This is a genomic window from Phormidesmis sp. 146-12, from assembly GCF_052939495.1.
Genome location: NZ_JBJPHS010000050.1, coordinates 21,352 through 37,887 on the forward strand (window position 1 = coordinate 21,352; position 16,536 = coordinate 37,887).

Consider the following 16,536-nt stretch of genomic DNA (forward strand, 5'->3'; position numbering starts at 1 on the left):
AAAGTCTTTTCTCCCAAATTTGAAAGCTTACAAAAACGAAATTTAGACTGAAATTTGTACAGAATTTAGAATGTATTAGAATTTGGGCAGCAGGATTGATAGTTTTGATTCGCGATCGAGCAACCACACAGCAACTCGAAGAAATGCTTGAAGTCTACGGAATCTACATCAAAATAGCAGTGGATGTCGATCGTGGACTTCTCGTAGGTGGAGGAGAACTTCATGCAGATTGCGAAAAGGTTTTGCTCGAAAATGGCAGCACACAGCAAAGTATTTGGGGAGCCGATTGGGTGCCGCTGTTGCAGAAAATGCAGTATGAATCGATGATCAATCTTCGTCCTCGTCAAAACCGCTCAATGGAAATTCTTGACCCCAGAATTCGAGAAAAAGTCACTCAAATCACTCAACAGTTATTAGGAGGGTTATGAGAAATTGGAATCAACTAAAAGAACGATTTCTACGAGATGGGGTGCCAATTCGTTTAGGAGAACTTGCCTCTAACCTATCTAGAATTAAGTCTTTCTCGTATGAGGAAAGTTTGCAACAAGCTGTTGAGCAAATGCTACAAGAGAGTAAATTTTTTGTCGAATGGACGATTGGTGAAGTCGAGGCAAATGTCGCTGTTGAGTTAAATGAGTTGTACGCTCAACTGACTCGGTGGGAGAAAGATTTCTCAGGCCTTTGGGCAGACCTCGACCAACGTACCGAAATGAGCGAACAGGCACGGAAATGGTCAGACCGAATTTTAGAGCGATCGGACTTGCTCTCAGAATCAGTTCCTTTAAGGAAACAATGCTAGGAACTACCTGAGATTTTCCTACGAACCCGCAATCATGCCAGCCAGTAAAATAAAGCCCACTAACACATCGAGTCTGAGCGCGTGAAGTGTGTTTGGAAGTTTGCCCTGAGAAAGTTTGTAATATTGGTACGCCCAGCCGATCGCTGCCACCGTCAAACTCAACCAAAACGCCCATTCAAGCTGCATCACCTCACCTAACTTTGCCAGAAGCACGATCGTTCCTGTATAGAAAGCGCCGATCGCCTGCGGAGCATACTTGCCAAAAAATAGCGCACTTGAATTCACGCCAATTCGCTGGTCGTCTTCGCGATCGGGCAGGGCATACACCGTATCAAAAGCCAGCGTCCACAAAACCGTTGCGCCCCAAAGCAGCCAGGTTTCTTGACCCAAACAAGGAGTCGCCGCAGGAATCGCAGAACAACTGACCGCACTCCAACTGATCAAAACCGCAAACCCCCAAGCGATCGACAACACCAACTGAGGCACCGGAAAGACTCGTTTTGCGCCCGGATACAGCAAGATGACCGGAACAGCGGCCACACAAAGCCAAAACGTCAGCCGATTTAGATAAGCTGCCAGTCCATAAGCGCACACCAGCCCTACCAGCATGACGACGACACCAACCTTGATCGAGAGCGATCGCGACGCAAGCGGTCGGTTGCGAGTTCGTTGGACTTGAGGATCAATATTGCGATCCCACAAATCATTGGCGACACAGCCCGCCGCACTCGTGGCCAGCGTTCCTAAGACAATCACAGCGACCAGCATCCAAGGAGGCGTTCCTCTCGCAGATAGAAACACCGCCCAGAGCGCAGGAATCATCAAAATCAAGCGTCCTTCTGGCTTGTCCCAGCGCAACAGTCGAAGAACTTTGAGCCAGATAGGTTCGGGAGTCGTTAGCATAGAGGGTTTGAATTGAGCCTAATCAGCGTTCAAAAGCATCCAAAACTATTGTGCAACGGGCAGGGTAAAGAAAAACCGACTACCTTCTCCGTGGGTGGATTCAAAACCGATTTGACCGCCCTGGTTTTCGATCAAAAGCTTACAGAGAGAAAGTCCCAACCCAGTGCCCGAAATGTTGGCTCGATCGCGGTGTCGCACTCGATAAAATCGCTGAAACAAATGAGGTTGAGCCTCGATCGGAATCCCTAATCCTCGATCGCGCACCCACACTTCCACCGATCCCTCTGAATGTATTGCCCCAATCACGACAGCAGTCTGAGCAGGAGAATACTTGATGGCATTGGACACAAGATTGATCAACACTTGGGACACCTGCCAGCGATCGCCCCAAACCTCTGGCAAATCAGACTGAAATTCATAGGCGGCTGAATGATGAAATAGACCCATCACTTCTTGAACCAGAGCGCTAACTGAGAAGGCGATCGGCTGAGACACCAAAACCCCGGCTTCAAACCTTCTCAAAGCGACCAGGCTTTGCAGCATTTCTTGCAAATGTTCGACCTGTTGGCGAATCAGATCTAAAAATTCCTGACGCTGATCGTCATTCAAAGACGGCTCACCCAGCAAATGGACAGATCCTTGCAGCGAAGTCAGCGGCGTGGCGAGTTGGTGCAGCAATAAGTGGATAAACTCGGTTTGAGAATCCACCTGATCTTGCAGTTGTTGCTTTTCGTGAAGCAAGACTTCGAGCAGGTCGGATGTGTCCAGCAGAGGGGCAATCGGGCGATTTCCCTGAGACGGATTGTGGTTCTCACCAGGTAAAGGAACGTGAGACATCTCAGTTTAATCTCAGTTTGGGCGTTGAGTGCGAAAGAGATCATCTGCGGCCGTTCAGGAAATGCCTTGGCACTTGACGAGCCTAATTATTCAGATTATTTCATTATGTTACAAATCTAAAGTTTTTTAGCAAGTTGGACGGCAAGCATTTCTACCTGAAGAGATTTTGTCTGATGAATTGTTGTAAAAACGACCTGAGAAACTCTTAAGATCAACCTGACCCTCGATCTGCAACCTCTTCTAATCGTCCTCCGTCAAGATAGAAAGTAGACCGCGACCCATCAACTGTCAGCTACGCATCTATCTTCTAACCCGTTAAAAATGCTACAAAGTTTCTGTTGCCGATCGTCCCATTCTGCCCCGCAAGCCGCTTCATCGCATGGTTAAATCAACCTATACCCCTCCCGAAACGTTGATCAATATTCCTACGCTGCCCAGCGATCGAGACCGCATCCTAGCGGCAATTGATGTGGGGACAAACTCAATTCATATGGTTGTGGTTCGCATTCAGCCCCGATTGCCTGCGTTCACAATCATTGCGCGAGAAAAGACGACTGTGCGATTGGGCGATCGCTGCAAACAAACGGGACGACTCACCCCAGAAGCGATGACACGGGCAACGGACGTACTAAAGCGCTGTCAAGAAATTGCCAAAAGCCTCAACGCCGAACAGACGATCGCCGTCGCCACTAGCGCAGTCCGAGAAGCCCCAAATGGACAGGAATTTTTGCAGCAGATCGAGGCAGATTTGGGGCTGTGGGTCAATCTGATCTCAGGGGTCGAAGAAGCTCGGAGAATCTATCTAGGTGTGCTTTCGGGGATGCAGTTTAATGATCAACCCCATGTGATCATTGACATTGGGGGTGGCTCAACTGAGTTGATTTTGGGTGACGGGCACGAACCGCGAACTCTCAGTAGCACCAAGATTGGAGCAGTCCGCCTGACTTCAGAACAGATCACCACTGACCCCATTAGCCCCACCGAATTTCAGTATCTCCAGGCTTACATTCGCGGCATGTTAGAGCGCCCCGTCGAAGAGTTGCAGACTCAACTCAAACCAGGCGAAACCCTACGGATGATTGGCACGTCGGGCACGATCGAAACTCTGGTCAGTCTAAATGCTCGTGAAAAATTTGGCACGGTTCCCACTCCACTCAATGGCTGTCAAATCACCCAAAAAGACCTGCGTGAATGGGTCAATCGACTCCGAAAGTTGAGCTATGCCGATCGCCTTTTAATTCCTGGACTCAACGATCGACGCGCTGAGATCATTCTGGCGGGGGCAATGATTTTGCTCGAAGCGATGACTTTGCTCAAGGTGGAGGCGTTAGAAATCTGTGAACGATCGCTGCGCGAAGGAGTCGTCGTTGACTGGATGCTGGCCCACGGCTTGATCGAAGATCGGCTTCGCTATCAAAGTTCTGTCCGTCAGCGTAGCGTTCTCAAAAATGCTCAAAAGTATCAGGTCAATCTAGAACACAGTCAGCGCGTCGCTCAATTTGCCCTCAACTTGTTTGACCAAACCCGTGGTCTGTTGCATTCCTGGGACACCGATGCACGAGAACTGCTGTGGGCGGCCGCGATTTTGCACAACTGCGGGCACCATGTCAGTCACGCCTCTCACCACAAGCATTCCTATTACCTAATTCGTCACGCAGAACTGCTGGGCTATACCGAGATCGAGATTGAAACGATCGCCAATCTAGCCCGCTATCACCGCAAAAGCAGCCCCAAAAAACGTCACGACAGCTACCGAAATCTCACTAGCAAAAAACATCGTCGCATTGTTGAACAATTGAGTCCACTACTGAGATTGTCCGTTGCCCTTGACCGCAGACAAATCGGGGCGATCGCTGACATTCAGTGTGACTATATTCCTGACCTACAAGAGATGCGGCTGCTGCTACAAGCGACTGAGCCTGGCGAAGATTGTGCTTTAGAACTGTGGAGTTTGGACTACAAAAAGAGCAGCTTTGAGTCAGAATTTGGAGTCAAGCTTGTCCCCATTCTGAGAACAATTTCAGCTAGAAACCCTTGAAACTAGGTGAATTCGATGAGGTAAATTCGATGAGATTGTTCGCTTCGGTTATCAATTCGAGTCACTTCCAAATCCCCTACGAGTGAGGGATTTGGGGGGCTGCCCAGATTAATCATCGTAGCGAAAGATTTCACCGAATTCACGCTGTTTTACGTTACCCGCAAGGGGTCGCTTCACGTTACCTACAAAAAGTCGCGTTTTAGTTGCAGTAGAAAAGAATCAGAAATTGCTCTGAATTCAAGCTGTGAAGGGATTCAAGCGACTCCGTATTTTCTAGTAGGTAATCTTCATCATCTATTAGGTTTTCTTCACTGAATTTTTACAGAAATAGCGATAGGTTTGGGGGCAGGCAGCTTAATTTGCTTAAGTTTAGAGGAATCTAATTTCTTCACCTCAAAGTCGAATTTATGTAGGCATATTTCATCTGAGCTTCACGCTCCACTGAGTAAAAATACGGTATCTTCTCCTTAAAGGGTACAGATTTTCTACTAACTTCTCAGCGTGTTCTCCGTATTTTATCTATTAAGGATATTCACTGATAAACATACGGAGGCTTCTCAAAAAGCTTATCTGTCTTTAGTCTCGCCCCCGCTAAAGTGCTTAACCAGTAGGCTTTAAGTAACAAAGTAGACTTGACAACTACAGCGCCCAAGAATTACTCTGCCCGGTAATTTAATTTCTATAGATTGGTGCCTGAAATCACTTTCAGAGTAAATTTCCAGTTTCAAGAATGCGATCATGACCTTAGAAACTTCCATTCCTGCTCAAAGCGTAATTGGCTTTCCGGTGACTGCACTGCCGTTTGACCAGCAGATTTCAGTCATTCTCAAGTGGGCCAAAAGTCGAATCAGTAAAGTGGTCTGTGTCGCCAACGTTCACATGCTCACAGAAGCCTCCTGGGACCCTGCACTGGCCTCAGTTCTCTACAATGCAGATATTGTCACACCTGATGGGATGCCGCTCGTGTGGATGGTGCGACTGTTGGGCCGCTATTCGCAAGACCGAGTGGCAGGGATGGATATCATGATGTCGCTTTGCGATCTGGCTCCTTCTCAAAACATCAGCGTCTTTTTTCTTGGCTCCGAACCAGAAATTTTGGACAACATGCGGAGCCGCTTTGAGCGAGAGTTTCCTGACCTCACCATTGCAGGCATGGAGCCTTTACCGTTTCGTCCGCTGACCCCTGCTGAGGATGCGGCAGTCATTCAAAAAATTCATGAGAGCGGGGCAGGAATCGTCTTTGTGTCTCTGGGTTGCCCCAAGCAAGAATTTTGGATGGGACAGCACAAAAGCAGAATTCAGGCGGTGATGATCGGGGTCGGGGGCGTTTTTCCCATCTATGCAGGCATTCACAAACGGGCACCCTATTTCATTCGTGAATCAGGTCTGGAGTGGCTGTATCGTCTTGCTCAAGAACCTCGTCGGCTGTGGGGCCGCTACCGCAAAACGATCCCACCGTTTCTGTGGCTGGCGTGTAAGCAGCTTTTGAGTTCACAAGGGAAAATCCAGACTTCGAGCCGAGATTAAGCTTGAGATGGTCGAGGCTCGTAAATTAAATCGTTATCTATAGGATGTGTTGAGCTAACTCGATCGCGCCACCAGCCTGAAATCTTAAAATCGGTGCGTTTCGCATAGCTCTGCGTTAACGTCAGTTCGATGAATTCTTCGCTTTGCTTGCAGATCCCAAAAGGCTCCCTAAATTCCCCACGAGTAGGGGACTTTAAGACCAGATCTCCGACCCAAAGGTTTTCATCTGTAGGGGATTTGGGGGACAACCTAGATCTGCAACCAAAGCGAAGAAATTCATCGAATTCACGTTGATCAAAAAGTGTTTACAGCCGATCGAGCGAATTGGTATACCTGATCTAATTGACGCTCAACTCGCTTGATCGAGCCGTCTCCAGGCAGCGATCACGGTTTGAAGAGGCTGGGGTAGGTGAGTCTGAATGCTATCAGAGTATTGAACCGTACCAGCGCGAGTCGAAAGTGTAACCGTGATAATGTCTGCGGAGCCTGGAGTAGCGGGATAGCTGAGGCGATCGTACGCCTTGATCGCTGCCATAACCTGTTGAAACTGACGCATCTGCTGAGAAGAAATCTGAGTGGTTTGCAGCAAAGAAGCTGTGCCATTGGGGTTGAGGCGACTGCGAATCAATCGACCGTCTTGAAGCAGAACAGTTTGTTGCGTTTGACCCGCGAAGCCGCCACTAGCGATCGCTCGAAAAATGACGCTTTGCGGTAATTTGGGCAGGTCATTCACCGGAATCTGAACAGGCTTCAGTAATGTCTCTCTGGTGGATTGGTCAAGCTTCACCATCGATCCTGAGAAATTGGTGCGATAGACCCAGCGCTGTCCGGTTGCTTCTACCACCACGAGCCAACCAGGAACCAATGCCTGAGTACAAAAAGCTTCCTTCTCTGCCAGCCCCAGACAACCGTCGCTCCAGGTTCTTTGTTCAGCCTGGGTGATCCGCAGCGCAGAGCGAGATAGATTTGATTGCGCCACCGCGTCTCTGAAGACTGCATTTTCTACCGACGCTGGAAGTGATTGCTCCTGGATTCCTGCTACGCGCAAAACTCGTCCTTCGCGATCGGTGTGATAAACCCAGGTTTGCTGGTTTCTAGCGACAACTACGCGCCACCCCTCAACTAGAGCTTGACCACACAGTTCATCTGGTCTTGCCAACTCCAGGCAGCTATTTCGCCAGGTGCGCTTTTCAGCGGTTCTGATCCGCAATTTTTTGAGTGGCACTCTGACCCGACGAGACAGATCGCGCCGCACCTGATCCGCGATAAACTTTGGCAGGGCTGAGGAGCGATTGCTTCGCTTGAGCAGGTTGATGGGATCAGCAGACACAGGCTGCACCATTGGCACACCCGTCACCAGAGACAAGACCGCCACTAAAACAATCACAGACAAAAATTTAGTCGATCGGTTAAGTTGCATCGCAAAGCAGGATAACAAGAACTGCACTCCCAGACGCAGAGGTGAGGATAGCAAGTTCCAGGGTCAGGTTGACGAGTGCAAAACTTAATTTTCGACGGTGGACATCTCCGGCAAAGTGGGTAGGTTGCGATCGCGCATAAATTGATTAAACGCTTTGGGCTGCACGATGTACCAGACAATTCCCATAACTAAAATTGCTGCGACCAGCGCTGACAAGCCTGACACGATTTGATAGAGCGCCGCAGGATGGTGAGAATCTGGACGGATGGCACGCAGATTTTCTGCTCTAGAAACTCTGGAAACAGCGCGGGACGGCGGTCGAGCAGGACGAGTTGGTTTGGTCGCGGTGGCCACACGAGTAGACGAAGGCATAATGCCAACTGTCACTGTTGTAGACCGCATGGCTTGCAAATGTTGAGCCACGATCGGCGGGCGACGACCGCTACGAGTCCAGATCAACAGTGCCGACAGCGGAATTCCACAGAGATTGGCGATGCTTAATCCTTGAATGCGCTGTAACAGCGGTTGGTCATTACCAATCAGGGCCACAAGCCGACCAGGACTACTGCGTGACAGCCCATAAGCACATTCTGCAACCGTGAGCGCAAGCCGGGCCCGCCTGCTATAGATCTGTCCAGCAACGGGTTGGAGTGAGGAATGAGTCGCCCCAACGCCCGTCAATTGCCAATCGCTCTCACCAAAAAAGCGCACAAATTCTCTAGCGGTCTGCTCCTGATTGCGATCGACCCCAACTCGCCCTAGCGCCTGGATCTCTTCGTAGACTGCCTGGGGTACAAAACACCGTCCAACTCGTGAAAACTCTTGCCACTCGCGGGTTTGACCAGCCAGTAGCGCCGTGAGATCAAACAGGAGAAAAATGGGAGGTAATTCAGACATGGTTTTAGGGAGGTGACTCAACGGGAACTCTAAAGTATGAAGTGTAATTTATCACTGACCGTTTACGCTTCACACTTGATAACTTAAATTTCAACAACCTCACCCACCAATTCCGAGTCGTCCTGCCAAACTGGGTGTCAGGGGTAAAAGAATCGTAACCATTAAAAAGAGAGCCAGCAAGCCTAACGCCGCCCGTGCGTCATCGGGTTCTAACAATTCATTCAGGCTGGGGCGTTCTAAATTGCGCTGCAAGACCAAAATCACGATCGCCCAATATAATGCTAGCGGATTCACTAAAGACGTGAGAGCTAACAGGATCACGGTCGCGATCGTCGTCCAGCCTGCAATTTTGCGTCCGTAGATCGCTTGGACAATTCTGCCACCATCAAGCTGACCCGCAGGCATGAGATTGATCGCCGTGACGAGCAGCCCAATCCACCCCACAATGACCAAGGGATGCACAGCAATGACGGTCTGCTGAAGCGCACTGCCCAAGACAACTCGTGCCAAAGTTCCTACTAAAATCGAACCCTCAAAAAACTGAGTCGGCACCTTAAACAAACTGCCCTCATGAGAAAGCAGCAAGCCACCGATCAGCAAAATTAACGAAACGATGCCGCCAGCGGCTGGGCCAGCAAACGCGATATCAAACAACGCATTTCGGCTAGGCAGCAGAGACTCAAATCGAGTGATCGCCCCAAAGGAGCCAATTTGCCAGGTTGGAATAAACAAGGGAAAACTCAGGCGAACCTGATGCCGTCGTGCCAAAAACCAGTGACCCAACTCGTGAGCCGCCAAAATCGTGAGAATGCCACTGGCGATCGGCAACACTTCCCGGTATCGGCTCAAGTCGGTGTAAAAATCAAAGCCCAGTAGGAATCCAGACGTTTCTAAACAGGTTGCGATCGTTCCCGTCAACAAAACCCCTGCCAAAATCTTTTGGGTCAGCGTGGCAGGCTTGGGATCATTGGCGCTCGGTAAGATGACGACAACTGGCTTGCCATCCTGATTTTCGACCAGAAACAGCCGATAGCGATCGCCCAATTTGTCGTGCAGATTTTTGGAGAGGCGATCGTAGGTCGGTTCAATTTCACCTCGCAGATTACCTCTAAAAATCGCCCCATTCTGATAGGGGATCGTTTCGGTTGCAAAAAAAGTATCAATCCCAAAAATCCCTTGAATCGTCTTGAGATCCTCTAAGGGAATGGGCATCTCTTCAGGTTTTTCGAGGCTATCCGGTGAAGGCGTTGTCAGCGTCTGGGAGGGAGGCTCGATCGCCTGAGTTTCAAGATTGTCAGTTTCAACATTGGATAAAGTAGACGCTCGTTTGGTCAAGACTTCCTGACCTGCTGCCCGGAGCCGTCGCCCAATTAAAATATAAGAACCAGTAGAAATGACAAATAACAACAAGACACCCGCCAAATTGAGGTAGATGCCCACCGAAAACAAACCAAAAAATAGCAGCCAGGGAGCCATCAGCACAACCGACTGCAACCAGTCCAGAATACCAATTTTGCCAAAGGGTCTGGCCCGATAATAGCCCCAACCCAAAATCCCTAAAGCCACTAGCACAGTTAGCGCAGTAATCATCTCCAAACCCCTGTAAGACAATGCTTACGCTCGATCAAGCAGAGAGCGCTTCTAAGTCTACTCTATCGAAGTTGGGGGTCTGTGGAGCGATCGGATTTGAGGAGAAATTTGAGTTGGGGAAGGGTGGAGGAGGTTGAGCTATAGACTTTAGACTTCGGACTTTAGACAGAAAGCATTTCGAGTTGTAACGTCTCGATCTAACGTCTCTACTGGTTCTTGAGTTTGACAATCTGATCTAACACGCTGCGATAGCCTTCTGCTTGACCTTGTTGGAGGTAGAGATCGCCTGCTTGTCTCAGATCAGTCAATGCTTCTTGACGATCGCCCAGGCTGGCAAGCAATACGCCGCGATGATAGTAAGCATCTGCACTGGTTGAATTGATCCGTAAGGTTTGGCTAAAGTCAGCGATCGCCCCGCGCGCATCTCCCAGATCCATTCTGGCTTTGCCGCGATTTTCGTACGCTCTGGCATCGGTGGTGTCGAGACTGACGGCTTGGGTGTAGTCTGCAATCGCCCCGGCTCGATCGCCCATTTCTGACCTGGTTTCGGCACGGCTGACGTAAGCGGCCGCGTAATCTGATTTGACCTGCAACGCCTGAGTGTAGTCAGCCAGTGCGCCCTGTTTGTCTCCGACAGAGGCCTTCAAATCGCCGCGACTTTTTAACACTTCTACATTGTCGGGCTGGAGTTTGAGGGCTTGATTGTAGTCAGCGATCGCCCCCTGCACATCTTCCAGCGCAGCCCGTACCATTCCTCGTCTCAAAAAGGCATCGGTCTTGTCAGGATTGAGTTTCACTACTTCGCTAAAGTTAGCCTGGGCAGCTTCTAGATTCCCCAACTTAGAATGAGCCAGCCCTCGATTGTAGTAAGCAGAGGTGTAGGTCGGTTTGAGGCGGATGGCTTGATTAAAGTCAGCGATCGCCGCCTGGTCTTCTCCAATTTCATGATGCAGTGTGCCGCGACTTAAATAGGCTTCTGCGTAGTCGGGCTGAAGTTTGATCGCTTGATTTAAATCATTCATAGCAGCCTGACGATCACCCTTCGAGAAGCGAACATAGCCCCGATTGAGTAAAGCAGGCGTGTAGCTCGGCTGAAGCTGTAAGGCTTGATTGAAGTCAGCGATCGCGCCATCGGTGTCTCCAGACTGAGCGCGAATGTGTCCCCGATTGACGTAGGCTGGCACCAGGTTGGGATTTAGCTCTAGGGCTTTGTTGAGGTCAGCGATCGCACCATCGGCATTACCCACTGCATAGAGAGTCGTTCCGCGTTGAGCATAGGCACCCGCATCAAAAGGACTGAGCCTGATCGCCTGATCAAAGTCTGCCATCGCTCCAGTTGAGTCACCCAGATTCGATCGGGCTGCCCCTCTTCCTACGTAAGCATTACTGAGATTAGGATTTAGCTCGATCGCTTTGTTGTAGTTCTCAACGGCTCCTCGATAGTTGGCGCTTCTAATTTGACCTTCTCCGGCTCCGTAAAATTTCTGAGCTTCTTGTTGGGTTTTAGACAGTTCAGACGCTTTGACGGGTTCTGTTGGGGTCGGTGCTTTGGCGGATTCTGTCTGGGCTGCCATCGGCGCAACACTACTGAAAGTTGTGACCAAGCCAACCACAAGGGCGTGGACAGCGTGACGTGAGGAAAAACGGATCAGGCTCATGGCTTTAAGTCAGGATGTCTTAGAAAGAACAAGGGTCTTTTTCTAGCTGACTGTTCCCAAAATTGAGGACTGGATCACGTCTGGCTTTATGAAGTTTTTACCAAAGCTTAAGGAGTTTCCCGGAGGAGAGGTTTCTCTGCAAGAGCAATTGTGGCTGGCGGTTCAAACCGCGCCTAACAGAACGAAGTCGCCTTCGCAGACTAAAAGAATTTTTGAGGGGCGAAGGCGGGTTTTGATTGAATTCAGATTAAGTCGGCACCAGCTCACCCGGACGCAGCCTGGCCCATTTACCGTGTTCTGATTTAAAGCTGAGACACCCTACAACGTCCCATTCCATCTCAATGTAGTCGGAGCGATCGCGGATGTTGACATTGATCGTCGGCTCGGTCGCTTCAAAGTCGGGTGTCTCGGTGAGATGGGGCTGTTCGTGCTGGTGTTCGACCGCGTGATAGGTGGTGCAGCGGTCTACATAATGGCAATTGACACAGATACACATTGTTCTAATCTCTCTGCAACACAATAGAAGGGAGTGGGGCAAGAATGGAGATGATTTTCTGTTACTCTAGCTCAGGCGAACGAATTATTCACTGGCTTCTGGGTTGATTTATGTTGCGGTTAGCGGTTAGCAAAAGATGGCGGCGGCGCAGGTGGGCGATTTCTAGACCCCAGACGCTCCATACCTGAAAAATCAAGCGCCATACTAGAGAGGTGTGGTCGCTTTGATTGAGACGATCGGTTTAGAAACGCTGACTCGACTGCCTGTAGCTGCTTCAATTCACTGCCAGTCGCTTCTTTGTCACTTCGCCAGCTTTACCCCGTTTAGGATTAGTTTGAATTGAATCATCTGTGTTGGCAAAACGTTGTGGTTGCCTCTTCTGCCCTGTCTCCCGAAAGCTGGCCCTTTAGTCTAAAGTGGCTACCTGAATCTGCGTGTCTGGTTGGTGGAACGGTTCGGGATGCTCTTCTCAAGCGGCATTCTGACTATTTGGATTTGGATTTTGTGCTACCGATCGCGGCGGTCGAAACGGCCCAAGCGATCGCGCGTCACTATCGAGCCGGGTTCGTGTTGTTGGATGCGGAACGCCAGATTGCTCGTGTCGTGTTTGAGCAGGGAACGGCTGACTTTGCCCAGCAGGTCGGCCCGACGCTAGAAGCCGATTTGCGCCGACGTGACTTTACGGTGAATGCGATCGCCTACAACCCACACACCTCTCAATTACTCGATCCGCTGCAAGGTCATGCCGATCTACAACGGGGACTGCTTCGCATGGTCTCGTGTGAGAATTTGGCAGAAGATCCGCTGCGTCTTTTGCGGGCGTATCGTCAGGCAGCCCAGCTAGGATTTGCGCTCGAATCAGAAACTCAGTCCGCTATTCGCCAACTCGCACCCAAACTAGGGAGAATTGCCGCCGAACGGGTGCAGTCAGAGTTAAATTATTTGCTCAGTTCTCCGAAAGGAACAGACTGGTTGAGAGCCGCGTGGCAAGATGGTCTGCTGCAAGATTGGTTTCCCAGTGCGACAGAAGTGAGTTTGACGCGATTGAGGGCGATCGACCAAACAGCGGTAGTCTTTCAAGAAACCTGGGCTGAGTTTGAGGCGGAGTTGTTTCAAAACATTCGTACTGCCGCTCGTAATGAAGGCAAGCTCGAAAAGTCTTCTGGCTCGACCCGCAACTGGCTAACGATCGCCAAATTAGCCGCTTTACTGAGTCCTGATCCCCAGCAGGCAGAAGGGCAGTTGTGGCGATTAAAGTACAGTCGAGCCGAGATTCAGGCAGCAAGTACCGTTCTCAAAAATTTGCCCCGGTTTGAAAACAATGCTCAGACCGAGTGGAGTTTGGGAGAGCAATATTTCTTCTTCCGCGAAGTGGGCGCTACCTTTTCGGCACTGGCTATCTTGGCGATCGCTGCGGGCACTCCTTTAGAAACGATCGCGCCTCTGATTCACCGCTTTCTCAATGCTGAAGATCCGGTTGCTCACCCCAGTTCTCTGGTCACAGGGCAAGATTTGATGTTGGCGCTCGGTCTCGCAGCCGGGCCGCAAATCGGTCAACTACTGGCAGCGCTACAACTAGCACGAGCCGAAGGGAAGATTTTTAACGCTGAAGAGGCGATCGCCTGGGCTGCAAATTTGGCGCGGTCAACTGGATAGCTGTGCGGATTATGTTAGAGTGATCTTCTCACTCAATTCCTTTCGGGGCTAGATTCGTTTGGCTCTGGTTTGAATGCGATCATCTACAATTCTTCAACTGATGTCTCAAAAGGGGTAAACATGGCTAAACGCCGCAACCAAAAGAAAGAAAAAGCGCTCCGTAACCAGGCTTATGCTCGTAAGTTTCGCAAGCGCACTAACACAGGTCGCATGACGCGAGGCAGACGCTACGACAACAATCGCGATGAGTCAGAAGGCGATCAAGAAGGTGCAAGCAGAGGCAATGAGGGTGCTGCTGACGTATAGCGGCTGGCCTTAAAAGATTGTCAGGATCAAAGATTGTCAGACGGGCTGAGATTTTAACGGTTCATGCCTCTTCTGAATTGCAAACGATTAAATCTTGCCCAAGTCCCCGGATCTCAACAGGTCTGGGGATTTTTGATTGTAGATCTCAGTCCAAAAGGTAGAACTTCTGTGTAGACTGAAGCTAGTTTGATTACCAATAAGTGATGCCTTCTAAACAGCAATTGCTTGATGAGATTGAGCAGATCCCCGATTTTCTAGTCGAGGAAATTCTAGATTTTGTGCAATTCTTGAAATCGAAGCATCAACCGGATAGACAAGAGACCGCGTTGTTGAGCGAGTCCACCTTAGCAAAGGATTGGCTTAGACCAGAGGAGGACGAGGCGTGGCGGGATTGGTGAGAGGCGATGTGGTGATTGTACCGTTCCCGTTCTCAGATCTTACTGAGGCAAAAAGACGACCTGCGCTAGTGTCGGCGGTGCTAGCAGGGGATGATTTAATTTTGTGTCAGATTACGAGTCGTTTGGTGAGAGACGGTTCTGCGATCGCTCTAGAAAGCTCAGACTTTAGTTCTGGAAGTTTGAGGCAGTCAAGTAATATCAGACCCAATCGCTTGTTTACTGCCGATAGACAAATCATTCGCTCAATAGCCGGACAGTTGAAAACAGAGAAACTGAGTGAGGCGATCGATCAAGTGATTAAACTGTTGCAAGCTTGAATGTGGTTACATGGAGTCAATTCCACCACATGATTTAGCCTCATTCACTTCCTTGTTGTGTTTTTTGTCTCTATTTCGCACTCTACGGACTCGAAGAATAAATGATAAATCCCTCAGACGCTCGTAGATATCGTTACTTGCTAGCAAAAGTTCTTCAAAAGGATCGTCCTCACCTTTCTGCTTTGTAAATGCCCATTTACCTATCCGGCCAATACTATGAGCTTCAGCAGTACGGAAATTATCATCAATTCCTCTAACAATCCTTTCAATTTGGTTGATTGACTGTTCCCACTTCTTGTTCCACTCTTCTATTGACTCATTCTGTTCCTCCCCAGGGTCTATCTTCCACCCACGTGCGATTTTTTGGAATGCCTTGAGCCTACTTTTCGCCTTGAAAAAGTCTTGATATTTGTTTGGCCAATGTACTAAAACCGTAAGCCCCATAATTTTGTCCCACATTGCTCGAAAGCGAAGAGCAGCGTTGCTTGCAGCAATATACCGCCCCATCCGGAGTGAGAAAAAGCCTTCAATATCTCCTCCCGAATATTCACGGTTTGTTTCATCTCGAATGATTTTGAGATCACACTGAAGAGCTACATCTTGTAAACAAATATCGAAAAAGGCAGAAAAGAGTTGAGCAGGTTTTTCGTGTTCTTCTGAAATATTAAAGAACTCTTCAAGAGAGATAAAAGGCCATTTGTGAATGTGGTGTTCTAATCGGTATCTATTCAACAACTGATCGAATTCTTCAGCGTCAGAGCGTGTTGCGACTTTGAACTCAGTAGCTTTCATAAGGCTAAAAATCTAAAGTTAAGTGCAAGGTCATGAGACATAACAATACATTGTGCAGCATAGCTTTCTTATTACTCAAAATGGCTGACTTTTGGCTCTCCTAGATTTCGTGTGTTGCGAGATTTCTACACAGTTTGCAACTCTTTCTCCTGAAAGGGTTTCAGAGTTGCCCGTTAGAAATTCCTAATAGAAGCTTCCCCTTTTTCATATCAAGTCTAGGAGAGCCTGACTTTTCTACTTCATATTGCCTCCAGTTTTAGAAAACGTCTTCAAGTTACCCGCAAGAGATCGCTTGCCAAAACTCCTCAACCAACGAACTCTGGCAGATAACTTGAAGCGATCACTCCACTGCATTGTTAGACCTCATTGCGCCTCTAGCAACTCCTCAACAGTCAACTTAATATCACTTGCAATTTGTCGTAGCAGCCTGGGAGAAATATCGCGCCCTTTGTGAAATGGAACGGTAGTTGCTCGTCCATCCTCATGCCGAAACTGTTTGTGCGAACCTTTCTAACGCACTTCCGCAAACCCAAGATTCTCCAGAATCCGCACAACTTCCTGGGGTTTGAGAACGGGAATGCTGCTCATTATTTATCCAGCCACAATCTGCTGAGTTCCAACAAACTCTGTGCCGATCGCGACTTGTTCATCTTCAAGCAGCATCTCAATCACTTCCTGCAAGTTTGCGTGTAACTCGTCCAAGGTCTCGCCTTGAGAATGCGCTCCAGGGAAGCCAGGAACATAGCCAACGTAGAGGCTTGTGTCTAGATCTCGCTCAACGATCGCAGTAAAAGTTTTCATACTACTTTCTAGATTTAGCGGTTTGATTCTAACCAAAAATTGAAACTACTAGGACGTTCCGAAGCAAAATGATACTGCGACTTGTGTTCAAAATTTGGGAA

17 protein-coding genes and 1 pseudogene are annotated in these 16,536 nt (G+C 49.1%); 8 read left to right on the top strand and 10 right to left on the bottom strand.

What is annotated here, in order from left to right; all coding sequences use genetic code 11:
* Nucleotides 1-95: 95 nt before the first annotated feature.
* Together ACKFKF_RS20085 and ACKFKF_RS20090 are read left to right on the top strand one after the other, a co-directional pair.
* Entirely contained in the window at nucleotides 96-428 is a 333-nt protein-coding gene (locus tag ACKFKF_RS20085; RefSeq protein ID WP_446869338.1) for a DUF5674 family protein, read from the top strand.
* On the top strand, nucleotides 425-799 hold the full coding sequence (locus ACKFKF_RS20090) for a hypothetical protein (protein WP_446869339.1): 375 nt from the start codon (nucleotides 425-427) through the stop codon (nucleotides 797-799). Before ACKFKF_RS20085 ends, ACKFKF_RS20090 begins: the two co-directional genes overlap by 4 nt.
* A gap of 18 nt (nucleotides 800-817) precedes the next feature.
* Here the strand turns inward: ACKFKF_RS20090 and ACKFKF_RS20095 are convergent, their stop codons facing one another.
* Nucleotides 818-1,702: a 4-hydroxybenzoate solanesyltransferase gene (locus ACKFKF_RS20095; RefSeq protein WP_446869340.1), complete on the bottom strand. Its 885-nt coding sequence runs from the start codon at nucleotides 1,700-1,702 to the stop codon at nucleotides 818-820.
* A 45-nt stretch (nucleotides 1,703-1,747) separates the two neighbouring features.
* The gene (locus ACKFKF_RS20100; protein ID WP_446869341.1) at nucleotides 1,748-2,539 is read right to left on the bottom strand and encodes a sensor histidine kinase; all 792 of its coding nucleotides are present in this window, start codon (nucleotides 2,537-2,539) and stop codon (nucleotides 1,748-1,750) included.
* Between the two features lie 379 nt (nucleotides 2,540-2,918).
* On the opposite strand from ACKFKF_RS20100, the gene ACKFKF_RS20105 reads away from it, so the two are divergent.
* Nucleotides 2,919-4,577 (top strand): Ppx/GppA phosphatase family protein, encoded by a 1,659-nt coding sequence (locus tag ACKFKF_RS20105; RefSeq protein WP_446869342.1) that lies wholly within the window; start codon nucleotides 2,919-2,921, stop codon nucleotides 4,575-4,577.
* Nucleotides 4,578-5,315: 738 nt separating this feature from the next.
* Entirely contained in the window at nucleotides 5,316-6,104 is a 789-nt protein-coding gene (locus tag ACKFKF_RS20110; RefSeq protein WP_446861930.1) for a WecB/TagA/CpsF family glycosyltransferase, read from the top strand.
* A 349-nt stretch (nucleotides 6,105-6,453) separates the two neighbouring features.
* Here the strand turns inward: ACKFKF_RS20110 and ACKFKF_RS20115 are convergent, their stop codons facing one another.
* The 5 genes from ACKFKF_RS20115 to ACKFKF_RS20135 all read right to left on the bottom strand — a co-directional run bounded on the left by ACKFKF_RS20115 (nucleotide 6,454) and on the right by ACKFKF_RS20135 (nucleotide 12,165).
* The gene (locus tag ACKFKF_RS20115; protein WP_446869343.1) at nucleotides 6,454-7,524 is read right to left on the bottom strand and encodes a hypothetical protein; all 1,071 of its coding nucleotides are present in this window, start codon (nucleotides 7,522-7,524) and stop codon (nucleotides 6,454-6,456) included.
* An 84-nt stretch (nucleotides 7,525-7,608) separates the two neighbouring features.
* Nucleotides 7,609-8,421: a PIN domain-containing protein gene (locus tag ACKFKF_RS20120; protein ID WP_446869344.1), complete on the bottom strand. Its 813-nt coding sequence runs from the start codon at nucleotides 8,419-8,421 to the stop codon at nucleotides 7,609-7,611.
* Nucleotides 8,422-8,520: 99 nt separating this feature from the next.
* Nucleotides 8,521-10,011, bottom strand: coding sequence for a site-2 protease family protein (locus ACKFKF_RS20125; protein WP_446869346.1), 1,491 nt, complete (start codon nucleotides 10,009-10,011; stop codon nucleotides 8,521-8,523).
* A gap of 206 nt (nucleotides 10,012-10,217) precedes the next feature.
* Nucleotides 10,218-11,669 (bottom strand): tetratricopeptide repeat protein, encoded by a 1,452-nt coding sequence (locus ACKFKF_RS20130; protein WP_446869347.1) that lies wholly within the window; start codon nucleotides 11,667-11,669, stop codon nucleotides 10,218-10,220.
* A gap of 247 nt (nucleotides 11,670-11,916) precedes the next feature.
* Complete coding sequence (locus tag ACKFKF_RS20135; protein WP_446869348.1) at nucleotides 11,917-12,165, bottom strand: Ycf34 family protein; 249 nt, start codon at nucleotides 12,163-12,165, stop codon at nucleotides 11,917-11,919.
* 366 nt (nucleotides 12,166-12,531) lie between these two features.
* Between ACKFKF_RS20135 and ACKFKF_RS20140 the strand changes: the two genes are divergently transcribed.
* The 4 genes from ACKFKF_RS20140 (at nucleotide 12,532) to ACKFKF_RS20155 (ending at nucleotide 14,842) form a co-directional block, all read left to right on the top strand.
* Nucleotides 12,532-13,821: a CCA tRNA nucleotidyltransferase gene (locus ACKFKF_RS20140; RefSeq protein ID WP_446869350.1), complete on the top strand. Its 1,290-nt coding sequence runs from the start codon at nucleotides 12,532-12,534 to the stop codon at nucleotides 13,819-13,821.
* 120 nt (nucleotides 13,822-13,941) lie between these two features.
* Nucleotides 13,942-14,127, top strand: coding sequence for a hypothetical protein (locus tag ACKFKF_RS20145; RefSeq protein WP_446861923.1), 186 nt, complete (start codon nucleotides 13,942-13,944; stop codon nucleotides 14,125-14,127).
* Nucleotides 14,128-14,330: 203 nt separating this feature from the next.
* A complete protein-coding gene (locus tag ACKFKF_RS20150; protein WP_446869351.1) occupies nucleotides 14,331-14,525 on the top strand; it encodes a DUF2281 domain-containing protein in 195 nt (64 codons plus the stop codon).
* Entirely contained in the window at nucleotides 14,510-14,842 is a 333-nt protein-coding gene (locus ACKFKF_RS20155; protein ID WP_446869352.1) for a type II toxin-antitoxin system PemK/MazF family toxin, read from the top strand. The genes ACKFKF_RS20150 and ACKFKF_RS20155 overlap by 16 nt, the downstream gene beginning before the upstream one ends.
* A gap of 6 nt (nucleotides 14,843-14,848) precedes the next feature.
* On the opposite strand, the gene ACKFKF_RS20160 is transcribed toward ACKFKF_RS20155, so the two are convergent.
* The 3 genes and pseudogenes from ACKFKF_RS20160 to ACKFKF_RS20170 all read right to left on the bottom strand — a co-directional run bounded on the left by ACKFKF_RS20160 (nucleotide 14,849) and on the right by ACKFKF_RS20170 (nucleotide 16,435).
* Nucleotides 14,849-15,634 carry a hypothetical protein gene (locus tag ACKFKF_RS20160; protein WP_446869353.1) on the bottom strand — a complete coding sequence of 262 codons (786 nt, stop codon included), beginning with the start codon at nucleotides 15,632-15,634 and terminating at the stop codon, nucleotides 14,849-14,851.
* A 363-nt stretch (nucleotides 15,635-15,997) separates the two neighbouring features.
* A pseudogene (locus tag ACKFKF_RS20165) lies at nucleotides 15,998-16,132 on the bottom strand (type II toxin-antitoxin system HicA family toxin); the annotation flags it as partial.
* Between the two features lie 93 nt (nucleotides 16,133-16,225).
* Nucleotides 16,226-16,435, bottom strand: a complete 210-nt coding sequence (locus tag ACKFKF_RS20170; RefSeq protein ID WP_446869354.1) for a type II toxin-antitoxin system HicB family antitoxin — start codon at nucleotides 16,433-16,435, stop codon at nucleotides 16,226-16,228.
* Nucleotides 16,436-16,536 lie beyond the last annotated feature (101 nt).

Excerpts from the sequence above, each read along its gene's own strand:
- ACKFKF_RS20115 (WP_446869343.1), bottom strand. The coding sequence starts at position 7,524 with ATGCAACTTAACCGATCGACTAAATTTTTGTCTGTGATTGTTTTAGTG.
- ACKFKF_RS20150 (WP_446869351.1), top strand. The coding sequence starts at position 14,331 with ATGCCTTCTAAACAGCAATTGCTTGATGAGATTGAGCAGATCCCCGAT.
- ACKFKF_RS20100 (WP_446869341.1), bottom strand. The coding sequence starts at position 2,539 with ATGTCTCACGTTCCTTTACCTGGTGAGAACCACAATCCGTCTCAGGGA.
- ACKFKF_RS20105 (WP_446869342.1), top strand. The coding sequence starts at position 2,919 with ATGGTTAAATCAACCTATACCCCTCCCGAAACGTTGATCAATATTCCT.
- ACKFKF_RS20090 (WP_446869339.1), top strand. The coding sequence starts at position 425 with ATGAGAAATTGGAATCAACTAAAAGAACGATTTCTACGAGATGGGGTG.
- ACKFKF_RS20145 (WP_446861923.1), top strand. The coding sequence starts at position 13,942 with ATGGCTAAACGCCGCAACCAAAAGAAAGAAAAAGCGCTCCGTAACCAG.
- ACKFKF_RS20120 (WP_446869344.1), bottom strand. The coding sequence starts at position 8,421 with ATGTCTGAATTACCTCCCATTTTTCTCCTGTTTGATCTCACGGCGCTA.
- ACKFKF_RS20135 (WP_446869348.1), bottom strand. The coding sequence starts at position 12,165 with ATGTGTATCTGTGTCAATTGCCATTATGTAGACCGCTGCACCACCTAT.
- ACKFKF_RS20095 (WP_446869340.1), bottom strand. The coding sequence starts at position 1,702 with ATGCTAACGACTCCCGAACCTATCTGGCTCAAAGTTCTTCGACTGTTG.
- ACKFKF_RS20110 (WP_446861930.1), top strand. The coding sequence starts at position 5,316 with ATGACCTTAGAAACTTCCATTCCTGCTCAAAGCGTAATTGGCTTTCCG.
- ACKFKF_RS20160 (WP_446869353.1), bottom strand. The coding sequence starts at position 15,634 with ATGAAAGCTACTGAGTTCAAAGTCGCAACACGCTCTGACGCTGAAGAA.
- ACKFKF_RS20170 (WP_446869354.1), bottom strand. The coding sequence starts at position 16,435 with ATGAAAACTTTTACTGCGATCGTTGAGCGAGATCTAGACACAAGCCTC.
- ACKFKF_RS20130 (WP_446869347.1), bottom strand. The coding sequence starts at position 11,669 with ATGAGCCTGATCCGTTTTTCCTCACGTCACGCTGTCCACGCCCTTGTG.
- ACKFKF_RS20125 (WP_446869346.1), bottom strand. The coding sequence starts at position 10,011 with ATGATTACTGCGCTAACTGTGCTAGTGGCTTTAGGGATTTTGGGTTGG.